This window comes from Pseudogulbenkiania sp. MAI-1, assembly GCF_000527175.1.
Lineage (GTDB): Bacteria > Pseudomonadota > Gammaproteobacteria > Burkholderiales > Chromobacteriaceae > Pseudogulbenkiania.
Window position 1 is genome coordinate 2,826,310 of the sequence record NZ_AZUR01000001.1, and the last position, 12,093, is coordinate 2,838,402.

Genomic DNA, 12,093 nt, shown 5'->3' on the forward strand with positions numbered 1-12,093 from the left:
CTGTTGCTGGACTCACTGCTGCGGGCCTATCCCGATGAGCGGCCGTCAGACGACTGAGCGCAGCCACTGCCAGGTGCAGAGGCCGAGCAGGGTCATCAGCAAGGACCCCGCCACGTGCACCAGGATGGTCGCCACCGCCCAGCCGAAACGCCCTTGCTGCAGCATGTCCACCACCTCGGCCGAGAACGTCGAGAAGGTGGTCAGGCCTCCCAGGAAGCCGGTCACCAGGAACAACCGCCACTCCGGCGGCAGGGTCGCATGCTGCGCCAGCAGGGCGACGATGAAGCCGATCAGGTAGCCGCCCAGCAGATTGGCGCACAGGGTGCCGAGTGGCAGCGGCAGGAACAGCGCGTTCAGGCGCAGGCCCAGCACCCAGCGCAGCAACGCTCCACTGGAGGCGCCGGCACAGATGGCGAGAATTTGTGTCATGGATGAAAACAGCGTGTTGAGCGACGCAGAGCATTGTCATACAGCCGTGCCGTGTCCACAACCACCGTTGTACGACGCCGCTCTCAACGCGCCGGGCCGGACATTTCCCACGGCAGGCTGCGCGTCAGCAGCACACTCAGCAGGTTGTCCTGGAAGTTGATGTTGCCGGTGAGCCGGTCGTGCCGCTCGCACAGGAAGAACCAGTAGGCGATGGGGATGGCGGTATCCTCGCTGGGGCGTTCGGTGGGATCGAGCGATTCGCGAGCCAGGAAGGAGGGCTTGGTCACCCTGCCGTCGCCGGGCTCCAGCATCAGTGCCTCGTATGGCACGCCAGGCATGCGCCGCTCGATATCGCCCGGCGCCAGGCGTGCTACCGGCTGCCCGTTCTCGCTCTCCAGCATCAGGCGTGCCGGCGTCAGCGTGCAGTCGCCGCCGAACAGCACGTAGCGGATCGGGGTTTCCGGCTCCGGGGTCGAGAGCGACCAGAGAAAGCGGCGCGCCCGCTCCAGCCGGTAGGCGAAAAAGCGCTGCAACGCTTTCAGCCGTGCCGCTCCACCCGGCTCGGCCGCCATGCGTTCCCGCAACGCCGGATCGAACACCGACCAGCCGTAGCGGCGCCAGGTGGCGACGTCGAACAGGTCGTTGTGCAGAGCATGGCCGTTCGAGTCGATCAGCCATGTCAGCAGGGGATGGGGAAACAGTTGGTAGCCGCTGGGCATGGTGGCCAGCACCTCGGGCGGAACCCGTCCCAGACCGACCGGCTCGCCGGTAAGAAAGGCGTGCAGCGACGAGGCCGAGCCGAGGTTGGGCGTGCCCAGCAGCACCAGTTTGCGCACCCGCGGGGTGCCGTACTGGGTCACCTGCTCGCTGCGACCGGTGAGCACGTCGACGGGGCCGTAGCGCAGGTAATAGCGGGCAATCAGCCCGCCCATGCTGTGCGCCACGATGTCGACGCGCAGAGCCGGGTTGCGGTAGTCGCGCCGGATGGCTTCGATCAGCCGGTCGAGCCCCTGCGCCTGCTCGACGTTGTCGCGGCGCCAGTCGTAGGGGAACAGATAGTAGCGCCGCTCCCCTGCCCGCGCCGGCACGCCTGGCACGGCACGGCGATAACCGCCGTAGCGCTGCAGCGTGTCGATGATGGGGCCGTAGAAATCCCGGCCGAGCACGGTTTCGGCGAGGTCGAACGCTTCCAGCCGGTCAGGCAGGGTGCGCAGGGTGACGGGATCGAAGCGCAGGGCCAACGCTCGGTAGTCGCTCAGCAGCACGTCGCTCCAGGACCCCGGCCACACCTCCTGCCCGGTCTCTGCGTCCCTCAGTTTGGAGCCGAACAGGCCGGGTATCAGGATGACGGGGGTGGCATCCCCTGCCCCGGTGCCGATGCGGTACAGCCGGGCGAGGTCGGGTCGTCCTTCCATCGGGCCACAGGCGGTCAGCACCAGGGCGAGCAGCAGACACAGCAGGCTCTTGCCGCAAGATGGGGCCATTGGCCAGGGATATCGCCGCATCGCAGCCTCGCGCCGGATTGGGATGCAGGAAACGGGGAATGTCGGTACTGCGAACTATAGGACAGCGGGAAGCGGCTGCCACCGGGCAGTAGGAAGAGCCGGCTGGTCTGGAATGCAAAAGGCCAGCACATTGTGCTGGCCTTTCATAAATCTGGCTCCCCGAGAAGGTCTTACTACGAACCGCCCGAGCCGCTTTTGACCTGCCTTCCCGCTTTCTCCGTAAAGCCGCCTAGTCCCAAATCCACCCCTTATCCCGCATGGCTGGGTGACGTTCAATGTCATCATGGCCCCAAAGCGCGACCTATCCAAGCCCCTCGAAACCGTCTCTTTCCGCTGCAACCCGTGCCGTCACACCTTCGACGCCGAGCCCTTGCGAGTGGATGAAGAGCCCGAGCTAGAACACCACCCGTTTTCATACGTGGCGGAGTGTCCGCTTTGCGGCGAGGAAGCCGGCCAGGCGCCGTTCCACAAGGCGCTGGTGAAGGCCTGGGCGAATGCTACGGGACCTCGGACGGCGGCCGGCAAGGCGGCTGTCACGAAAAACATCGAGGGGCACCCCACTCCGGAGGAGTCGCTACGCACCCGCTTCAACGCGATGAAGCACGGCATGTCAGCCGAGACCGCGCAGTATTTCCCTTCCCGGCCGGGTAAGTACCCCGCCTGCAGCAGCTGCGACGTCGATCACTCCTACTGCGCCCAGCAGCCGGCCTGCGTCAAACAGACGCAGCTGTTCATGGTCCACCACGCCGCCTTCGAGCAGCGTAACCCCAAGCACCTGACGCCGATCTACTCCTCCATCCAGGCGAGCATCACCGCGATCATCCAGCAGATCCTGCAGACCATCATCGCCGACGGGGTGAAGCTCGAGGCGCCGGCCTGGGCCGTGGACCGCGAGGGCAATGTGGTGATCGGGGAGTACCAGGACATCGCCACCGGCCAGACCAAACGCATCATGGAGGTGAAGGCTCACCCGCTTCTGAAGCCTCTGCAGGAATTCCTGTCCAGGAACAACCTCTCGCTGGCCGACATGGGCATGACGCCGAAGGCGATTGAGCAAGAGGAACAGCAGATGGGCAAGCTGCAGCCGGGCCAGGGGCAGCCTTCCACGTTGACGCTGGAAGACTTCGCCGCCAAACAGGCCGAATCCCTGCAGGCCTTGAAGGTGCTGGCCGAGCGTGCCAACGCCCGCAAGCAGCGCGACCCGGTGCTGATCGAGTACCAGCAGCAGAACGGTGACGGCCAGTGAGCTCCGACCGCATCAGCGCCGCGCAGCGTATCAAGATCCAGCACCGGGCCGAGGTGGAGGTGATGCGTTATGCGCGGCCGGACCCGGTGACGGGGATCAAGCCGCATGCTCTGTGGGCCAAGCACGTGCACAACGTCGACTTGGACGCCATGCAGGTGTTGAAGATGCAGGAGATGGACGACCACGAGAACACGGTCGACTTCTCGTGCCGGCGGACGGGCAAGACGGCCGTCAAAGAGATGTACGCCCTGGAATTCCTGGCTACCACGCCGTTCCAGGAAGAAGGCATCGTGGCGCCGCGGTTGCAGCAGAGCCAGACCAACATCACCTATCACCTCGATGCCATCCGGCGCTCCGATATCCTGACCGGCTGGATCGCCTACAAGAGCGGCCGACGCCAGATCGCGGACCTGAAGTACCAGTTCGCCAACGGCAGCAAGGCCAGTTGCTACGGGATCATGTCGCAGATCGACGGTGACGGCATTTCGTTCGCCTCCCTCGAGGAGACCGACGACATGCCGGCCGATCGCCTGTTCTCCCGGTTCCTGCCGATGCTGGGCTCGGCGCGGCGCCTGGGCGTCGACCAGGGCGTGAGCTTCAAGCCACAGATCCGCATCACCGGGGTGCACAAAGGGGCGGACGTGCTGTCGCACCTGATCGAAACCGGGGGCTATCACATCCTGCCGCCGGTCGACGTGTACCTGGGGATCGAGCTCGGCATCCTGAACGAGGCCTTCGTGCTAGAGATGCAGAGCCAGCTGCCGGAGGCGGAATACATCCGGCAGTTCTTGTGTGTCAACGCCGCGGCTCAGAACTGGATCTGGGAGAAGCATATCCGCCGGGCCATGGCGGTGGGGCTCTCGGCCGGGCTGCAGCCGGCCGGGCCGTTGCCCGGGGCGCGGTACCGCAAGCGCGGGCTGCTGTCGTTTGGGTATGACCATTCCGGCCACGGCGAGAGCGCCCACGCCTCTTGTTCCGCGCTGGTGGTGTGCGAGCAGGTCGGCAACTTCGTCACCTTCCCCTTCGTGAAGACTTGGCCGGCCGGCACCGATGACGCGGTGGTCGAGCGGGACCTGCTGGGGCTGTGGGAGTACTTCCGGCCCGACTACGCCATGGGCGACGCCTACGGCCTGGGCATGCTGACCAGCCTGAACGACAAGCTGTTTGCCCAGGGGCTGACCGAGGTCGATCGCCGCGCGATCGGGGACGGCCAGTCCACCGCCAGTACCTGGCAGCACTGGGCCTTCGCGCCGATTCGCTTCGAGGGCATGACCAAGCACAGCATGGCATCGGCCCTGCGCGCCGCCTTCCACAACGGCCAGGCGGCGATTCCTTATGTCGACGACGGCAGCGACGCGCTGCGCGCCAAGAACCGGGCGAACACACACTGGGGCCCATCGTCACTCGACCAGGTGCAGCCGGATGCCAGCGACTGGAGCAAGTTCATCCGCCAGTTGGGCAACCTGAAGGCGAAGCCGGTACAGGGTGCCAGCTATAACAGCTACAAGATGGCGAACCCGAAGTTCGGCGACGACTTGTTCGACGCGGCCAGCGCCGGCGTGTGGGCGCTGATCACCCGCGGCGTGCAGAGCTACGTCCCGACCGTCATCGGCAGCCGGGCGGTCTCGCCCGAGCAGCTTCTTGGAATGCACTGATGAGCTACGGCAAATACAAACACGTTCACCCCTCCGCCCGCCCTGTGCTGAGGCCGGCGCCGCCGCTGACGCCGGCGCAGCGCGAACGCGCGGCCCGTATGCGCGCCGAGTGGCGCGAACACTTCAACGGCGACGACAGTTTTATCCGCGAGCTCGTGGATGCCGGCCTGATTCACGGCTGGCGTGACGTTATTTCCGTGACCCCAATCGAGGACCAGAACCATGGGGATGATTGATAGCCTGCTGGCCCGCGTGGGACTTCAGCGAGCGGTGGCGGCTCCAGCCGCCTCTGACGTACCGGTGGCGACCTCGCCGGCCAACCAGCAGAACGCCGGCACCACCGAGGCGGGCCGACGGCCGACGCAAGAAAACCAGATGAAGGCCGTCTATCGGCAGCTGCAGGTGGACTACGACTTGCGGTCCACCATCCTGGACATCCGCACGATGGACCGCCAGGACGGCCGCGTGAAGCGGATCCACAACCGGGTGGCGCGCGACGTCACCCGCGGCGGGCTGGTGCTGCTGCAGAACGACCCGGACCCGCGTATCCGGCGAGAGTGGGAGGCCTTTGTCCGCCGCCTGCAGCTGAACCGGCCGGAGAAACTGAAAAGCGACGCGCGCGGGCTGCTGATGGAGGGCAATCTGCCGATACAGTGGGTGTTGGACGGTGCCGGCAACGTGGTGTCCGCCGTGCGGATGCCGGCGGAGACGATCCGGCCGAACGTGGGGATCGATGGCCGCTTCAAGGACGTGCGCGCCGCCTACACCCAGATGGATCTGCTCAACGGCACCGAGCTGGCCAGCTTCCCGATGTGGCAGCTGACCGTCGCCCGGATGGATCCCGACAACTTCGACGACATGTCCGCCCTGGGGCGGCCCTTCATCGATGCCAGCCGCGAGATCTGGCGCAAGCTGCGCATGACCGACACCGACCTGGTGATCCGCCGCAAACACAGGGCGCCGCTGCGGCTGTCGCACGTGCTCGAGGGGGCGACCGAGCCGGAGCTGCAGGCGTACCAGGACAGGGTGGAGGCGAACAAGGACCTGATCACCACCGACTTCTACCTGAACAAAAAAGGCGGCGTCACCGCCATGCAGGGCGATGCCACGCTCGGCGATATCGGCGACGTGGTCTACCTGCTCGACAGCTTCTTCGCTGGCACCCCGCTGCCCAAGGGCCTGATGGGCTACACCGACGGGCTGGCCCGGGACATCCTCGAGGACCTGAAGCGGGACTATTACGACGAGGTGGACCAGCTGCAGGACATTATGGCGTGGGTGTACGACTTCGGATTCCGCCTGCAGCTGCTGCTGCGGGGGCTCAACCCGGACGCGATCCCGTTCACCATCACCTTCGCCGAGCGCCGCACTGAGACCTTGAGCCAGACCGTCGACCGCAGCCTCAAGCTGAAGGCGCTGGGGCTGCCCCAGTCGATGATCTGGGAGACCATCGGCTACAACGCCGCCGAGGTCGAGGCGAGGCGCCAGAGCGATGCCAAGCACTACGACCCCTACCCCGAGCCGGACAAGGCCGGCGCACCGACGGTGAAGGTCACACCCGGCAACGGCCGCAAGGGGGAATCAGCGACGGATATTAGCCATGCCCACTAACGCCGAGCGCGCGGCCAAGATCCGCGAGGCGACGCTGCAGGCGGTACGCGAGCGCAACCAACTGGGCGACCAGGCGATCCAGCAGCTGGTGACGATCTACGACGATGCCGGCGAAGCGATCGCCGAGCACATCGAGCGCGCCAGCAACAGCGACGACAGGGTGACGCTGGATCACCTGCAGCAGGTGCTGAGCGAGGTCCGCAAGCAGCTGAAGGAGCTGGAGGAGAAGCGCGACGGGATGCTGTACCGCCACCTGGATAAGGCCGCCGCGCTGGGGGTCGGCGCCTTCGCTGGCGAGCTGCCTTCTTCCACGCTGTTTGCGGTGAATCACCAGGCGGTGTCGTTTGTGCGCGGGCTGGTCGCCGCCGACGGCCTGCAGCTGTCGGACCGGCTGTGGCGGATGAACCGCGGCGTGGTGGAAACGCTGTCCGATCACATCCAGTACGCGGTGATCAACGGCGAGAGCGCGCACCAAGCGATGCTGCGCAGCATGGGACGTGGCGGGGGCGTGCCCGACGATATCGCCCGGGCCTACAACGGCGCCAAGGCCGGGGTGCTGGGGCGGCGGGTGCGCGCCCTGATGACGGGCGAGGCCGACCCGGTCAACGGCAAGGGCGTGGTGTACCAGGCGGAACGGCTGTTCAGGACGGAGATCAACCGCGCCCACGGCGAAGCCTACATGGCCGGGGCGTTCGAGACGGAGGGGGTGGTCGGGGTGCGGTTCATGCTGTCGCCGAACCATCGGGTGCGGGATATCTGCGACGAGCACGCCACGCGGGATCTGTACGGGCTGGGGCCTGGTGTGTACCCGGATCGCGCCAGCTGCCCGTGGCCGGCGCATCCGAATACGCTATCTTTCGTCGAGGTGGTGTTCGAGGGGGAGTGACAGAAAAGGACTTTTTGACAGCCCATAATAGACGGACCACAGTTAACCGGCTTTGAGTACCTTGTTAGGACTAGAACATATGGAAATAACCCTGCAGGAATCCAACCGGGAACCATGGGGTGCCAGCGGCTCACCGAATCCAGTATTGGAGCTTCCTGCTCCATGCTTTATTCCAATGCATGTGGGACTCACTCTTGACCGAAAACAGATGGTGCTGCTCGACTCAGTCGATTACTACCAGATTTCAGAACTCAACAAGGCGGAAGCGCTCGAACTGGCGAATTACTTTCGATCTCTGGCTGAGGCGATGGTTGAAGATAACAACGTCCCCGGCTGACACCCGAAACGTCGTCCACAGTTTCTGTGGATAACCCCGCTATCACGCGAACATAATCCAGCCCCAAAGCGCCGCACACTGCGGCGCTTATTTATTGGGCATCGCCCCAATTCCCCCCCTTATTCCGCACCTCCCTCACGCCTAATCTGCTACCAGCCGGGCAACCGGCTCCCGGCGGACCTCCCAGCCGCCGGGGTTTTCTGGCAGATAGGCGATGCAGAAACCCCGACACATCCGACTTTCCGACGGCTCCGCACACCGGCACATCCGGGTGCTGGCCGGTGAGGCCCTACTTCCCGACGATGGCACCCGGCAGAGCTGGGTCACGATAACGCGCACCGGCTCGTTCACCGATCCGCGCTACGGACGGTTCGAGATCACCCGCGACATGCTGCTGGGCATGATCAAGAACTTCGATGCCCGCACGCTGGGCGTGGACGTCTTTCTGGACGTCGCCCACGAGCCGGACAAGGGCGCCGCGGCCACGGTCAAGAAGCTGGCCATCGAGGGCAACAAGCTGCGCGCGCTGGTGGAGTGGACCGACTACGGCGTCGAGGCCGTGCAGAAGCGCGGCTTCAAGTATCTCTCCGCCGACTACCACGAGAATTTCAGAGACAACGAGCAGGGCAACCTCCACGGCCCGCTGCTCCAAGGTGCCGGCCTGACCACCCGTCCGGTCATCAAGCACCTCGACCCCGTTCAGCTGTCGTGCGACGCCGGCGGCGACACCACTGTAGTCATTCACCCCGAACTTGCACGAATCCTTCTCTCCGAGGCGAAAGAAACCATGAATAAAGTGCTGAAAGCGCTGCTGGACAAACTGGCGGCCAAGAATCTGTCCCAAGTAGCCCTGGACACCGTGAAGCAACTGGGCGAGACCCAGCTGAAAGACGTTGCCGACGAGGCCGAAGCCCAGCGCATTTGCGGGCTGCTGGAACAGGCCGCCGTGCAGCTGTCCGAGCAGCTGGCCAATCTGCCGGCCGGCCATGCGGCCCCGGTGATCCAGCTGTCTGTCGGTTCCTCGCTGAGCCAGGACGCCATCAACGCCGCCGTGACCAAGGTGCTGGCCGATCAAGCCACCAGCGCGCGTCAGCTGGCCGAGACCACCGACGCCCGCCGCAAGCTGCTGTCCGATACCATCGGCGCCGCCGAAGGCCTGGACGAAGGCCTGAAAAAGGAACTGTCCGAGGGCGTGAACAGCGTCATCACCGCTGACTGGTCCGAAGACCAGGTGCGCGCACTGGCACAGAGCCAGATCAACGTCGGCAATCAGATCGTGGCCGCGCGTCAGCTGTCGGTGATCGGTTACAACCCGGCCGGCACCCCGCACATCGTCGTGCCGAATGAGGGCACCAAGAAGCTGTCCGAGCTGTACCGCGAGCACCTGAGCCGCACCTCCACGGCCGGTGAATTACACCTGGACCCCAAAACCCCGCTGCACCCGTTCTGCGCCCTGGTGCTGTCCGAGTTCGATCGCATCCATGGTTACCAACTGGACGCCGAGCTGAAGGTGCTGGCGCAGGGCGCCACCGACATGGGCAGCACCAGCCTGCCGGTGGGCGTGCAGCGCGAAGTGATCCGCGAGGCCCTATCCGACCTCAACGTGCTGGCCCTGGTGCAGACGCTGACCGACTTCGGCGCTCAGGCCACCACCCAGATCCCGTATGAGGTGCGCGATACCAGCCAGGTGATGAACGACGGCATCGTCTACGAGGGGCAGCCGATTCCGTTCGCCGGCGTGACCCAGGCGATGGACCTGGCTTACATCACGCCGATGAAGCTGGCGCTGTCGATCACCAACGAGGTGATGCACTTCACCCGTGCCTCGGCGATCAACTGGGATGCCCTGGCGCGCAACATCGAGAGCAACGCCCGCGTACTGCGCGAGCTGGTGCACCGCCGTATCTGCAACGAACTGCAGCGCGCGGCCGACAGCTATCTGGCCTTGCCGGTGGCGAACGAGTCGTTCACCGCCCAGCTGACCGGCGCCAAGCACACCATCAAGACCACCGGTTTCCCGATCGTTCGTCCGTTCCAGGCGCGCGACCTGCAGGGCAATGCCGTGGGCACGGCCGAGAACCCGATCACCGTCACGCTCAACAGCACGGTGATCAGCCAATGGGACGGCAGCGGCAAGCAGCCCGCCGGCACTTACTGGCGCGTGCTGTCGTACAACCTGGGCACGATCCAGTTCGTCACCCAGGCGGGCGAGCCGGTCACTCCGGCCAACGCCGGCACCAACACCATCAGCTATGGCATGGCCACCAACGTGGTGAAGTTTGATCTGGACATCCAGGGAGGCGTCACCAACGAAGTCTGGTTGAACGGCCTGGTGCAGAAGATCGGCAGCCGCAAGGCGATGATGAGCAGCCAGCGCTACGTGAAGCCGAACTTCATGCTGATGTCGGAATCGCTGAACGACACCATCACCAATGCCGAGCAGTTCGTCGCCCAAGGCAAGCGCGATGGCAGCGACACCGACAGTCAGGGCGATCTGGCCTCGATCAAGGGCGTCCCGAGCTTTGGGACCAACGCCCCGGGCGTGGATTTGGGCGACGAACGCATCCTGATGGGCCAGCGTAGCGTCGGCGCGTATACCGTGGCCAAGCCGTTTATCACCGGCGAGCCGATCGAGCTGACCAACAACGGCCAGCCCATCGGCAAGAAGGTGGCCTATGGCGAGGAGTACAACGCCATCACCGTGCCGAAGCCGGTGCGCAACCGCTTCACCAGTGTGGTGGCGTACAGCGCCACCGCCCGCGCCGCCATCTAACCCCGTCAGCGCCCTGGCTGCCTGACGGCGGCCGGGGCGGGAGCCTCACATGGAAAAAATCCCCTACCTCAACCCCCACAAGCACACCGAATTCATCGGCGGGGTGATGGTTCCGCCGGGCGAAGCCCGCGAGATCGACCCGACCCACCACCCGAAATACCGGGCGGCCGAGGCCGAGTCGGTGCAGGCCGAGCCGACGCACATCGTCGACGTGCTGCTGGCAGGCACCTCGGCCGCCATTCTGTCCGCGCTGCCTTCGCTGGCGATCGAGGACGTGGAGCTGCTGGGCGAGCTGGAGCAGGATCGTGCGGCACGCAAGGAAGTGCTGGCCGCCGTGGCTGAGCGTCTGCTCGAGCACGCTGCCGCCGAGCACGACACCACGCTGCAGGGTGGCACGGGCGAGGCTGGCGGTGAGCAGCTGGGCGACAAACAGGGCGGCGAAGGTGGAGAGGCGCCCGGCGGCGAGGCCGCTGAAACCGCTACCCCGGCTAAGGCCGCCAAGAAATGACCACCCAGGCCAGCCTGATCACCAAGCTGCAGGCCTCGCTGCTGGCAACTGCGGAGTCCTTCCTCCCGGAAGACTTCGCTCGCCATGTGCACGTGGCGGTTGCCGACTTCAGCCGGTACCGCCCGCTGGAGATGGTGGACACGCTGGCGCTGCAGGCCGGGCTGGCCTTGTATCCCTGCCCCGCGGAACTGACCGTGGTGCTGGGCTGCGACTGGGGGCGCGACGCCAAGCTGACGCTCGACCCGTGGGACAACCGCTGGCCCGGCGCGCTGCCGGCCATCCGCGTCATGCGCCAAGGTGAAAACCGGGTGCTGTACCTGACGCCGGCCCCTTCGGCGCGCCAGATCAGCCTCTTGGGCTCTGCCTGCACGTACCGCTACGGTGCCGCCCACATGGTGAGCGAGACCGACGGCACGCTGGCCGACCAGGACGTGCCGCTTGTGGTGCTGCGGGCACAGGCCGAGGCGCTGCGCGAGCTGGCTGCCAAGCACACGACCGTACCGTACCAGGTGCGTGACGGCATCAGCGCCACGCCGCGTAACGGTACGCCGTCGTACTTGCACACCGTGCTGATGGACGAGTTCGAGCGGAGGGTGAAGCTGTGATCGGCGGCGTGCATATCGGCGACGAGGTGGTGCGCCGGGCGTTCGAGCGGGCGCCGGGCGTGATGAACCGCGTCATGGACGGCACGGTCGGCAAGGCCGGCCAGTTCCTGGCGCGCGAAGTCCGCCGTGAGCTTCGCCGCAACGGCAGTATGGGCTTCTCGACGCTGATGAACAGCATCCGCCCGGAGCGGCCGTTCCCTCTGGCCCGGGACGTGAGGGCCGGCGTGAAGTACGCCCGCCAAGTGGAGGAAGGCACCCAGGCCGGCTACCGAGGCCTGCCGCCGACCCGGCCGCTGGCCGAGTGGCTGCGCATCAAGCACGGCCTCGACGAGCGCGAGGCGAAGCGCCGCGCTTTCGGCCTGGCGCGCTATATCCGCGACCACGGCACCGAGGCCCGCCCCTTCTTCAAACCCGCTTTCGAGAAAAACGAAACCCGCCTGATGGCCATGCTGCGCGAGGGCGCGGCCGAGGGCGTGCGTGCTGTCCTGGGCGTGCGCGGCCACTACGCCATGACCGGCAGCTCTTACGGAGATTGACC

The 12,093-nt window shown here is 65.8% G+C and carries 12 protein-coding genes; 10 read left to right on the forward strand and 2 right to left on the reverse strand.

Annotation, left to right across the window (positions count from 1 at the left end; translation table 11 throughout):
- Positions 1-45: 45 nt before the first annotated feature.
- The gene (gene crcB / locus PSEMAI1_RS0113075) at positions 46-429 is read right to left on the reverse strand and encodes a fluoride efflux transporter CrcB (RefSeq protein WP_024303307.1); all 384 of its coding nucleotides are present in this window, start codon (positions 427-429) and stop codon (positions 46-48) included.
- An 83-nt stretch (positions 430-512) separates the two neighbouring features.
- The gene (locus tag PSEMAI1_RS0113080) at positions 513-1,913 is read right to left on the reverse strand and encodes a triacylglycerol lipase (RefSeq protein ID WP_024303308.1); all 1,401 of its coding nucleotides are present in this window, start codon (positions 1,911-1,913) and stop codon (positions 513-515) included.
- A gap of 304 nt (positions 1,914-2,217) precedes the next feature.
- On the opposite strand from PSEMAI1_RS0113080, the gene PSEMAI1_RS0113085 reads away from it, so the two are divergent.
- The 10 genes from PSEMAI1_RS0113085 to PSEMAI1_RS0113130 all read left to right on the forward strand — a co-directional run bounded on the left by PSEMAI1_RS0113085 (position 2,218) and on the right by PSEMAI1_RS0113130 (position 12,091).
- The gene (locus PSEMAI1_RS0113085) at positions 2,218-3,180 is read left to right on the forward strand and encodes a hypothetical protein (RefSeq protein ID WP_024303309.1); all 963 of its coding nucleotides are present in this window, start codon (positions 2,218-2,220) and stop codon (positions 3,178-3,180) included.
- Complete coding sequence (locus PSEMAI1_RS0113090; protein WP_024303310.1) at positions 3,177-4,835, forward strand: hypothetical protein; 1,659 nt, start codon at positions 3,177-3,179, stop codon at positions 4,833-4,835. The genes PSEMAI1_RS0113085 and PSEMAI1_RS0113090 overlap by 4 nt, the downstream gene beginning before the upstream one ends.
- Positions 4,835-5,071, forward strand: a complete 237-nt coding sequence (locus tag PSEMAI1_RS0113095) for a hypothetical protein (protein WP_024303311.1) — start codon at positions 4,835-4,837, stop codon at positions 5,069-5,071. Before PSEMAI1_RS0113090 ends, PSEMAI1_RS0113095 begins: the two co-directional genes overlap by 1 nt.
- Positions 5,058-6,446, forward strand: a complete 1,389-nt coding sequence (locus tag PSEMAI1_RS0113100) for a hypothetical protein (RefSeq protein WP_024303312.1) — start codon at positions 5,058-5,060, stop codon at positions 6,444-6,446. Before PSEMAI1_RS0113095 ends, PSEMAI1_RS0113100 begins: the two co-directional genes overlap by 14 nt.
- On the forward strand, positions 6,436-7,332 hold the full coding sequence (locus PSEMAI1_RS0113105; protein ID WP_024303313.1) for a hypothetical protein: 897 nt from the start codon (positions 6,436-6,438) through the stop codon (positions 7,330-7,332). Before PSEMAI1_RS0113100 ends, PSEMAI1_RS0113105 begins: the two co-directional genes overlap by 11 nt.
- 79 nt (positions 7,333-7,411) lie before the next feature.
- Positions 7,412-7,669 carry a hypothetical protein gene (locus PSEMAI1_RS21825; protein WP_156943134.1) on the forward strand — a complete coding sequence of 86 codons (258 nt, stop codon included), beginning with the start codon at positions 7,412-7,414 and terminating at the stop codon, positions 7,667-7,669.
- Between the two features lie 214 nt (positions 7,670-7,883).
- Complete coding sequence (locus tag PSEMAI1_RS0113115; protein WP_084612695.1) at positions 7,884-10,442, forward strand: phage protease; 2,559 nt, start codon at positions 7,884-7,886, stop codon at positions 10,440-10,442.
- Between the two features lie 49 nt (positions 10,443-10,491).
- The gene (locus PSEMAI1_RS20630; protein ID WP_024303315.1) at positions 10,492-10,950 is read left to right on the forward strand and encodes a hypothetical protein; all 459 of its coding nucleotides are present in this window, start codon (positions 10,492-10,494) and stop codon (positions 10,948-10,950) included.
- Positions 10,947-11,555: a hypothetical protein gene (locus tag PSEMAI1_RS0113125; protein ID WP_024303316.1), complete on the forward strand. Its 609-nt coding sequence runs from the start codon at positions 10,947-10,949 to the stop codon at positions 11,553-11,555. The genes PSEMAI1_RS20630 and PSEMAI1_RS0113125 overlap by 4 nt, the downstream gene beginning before the upstream one ends.
- Complete coding sequence (locus PSEMAI1_RS0113130; RefSeq protein WP_024303317.1) at positions 11,552-12,091, forward strand: hypothetical protein; 540 nt, start codon at positions 11,552-11,554, stop codon at positions 12,089-12,091. Before PSEMAI1_RS0113125 ends, PSEMAI1_RS0113130 begins: the two co-directional genes overlap by 4 nt.
- Positions 12,092-12,093: the final 2 nt, after the last annotated feature.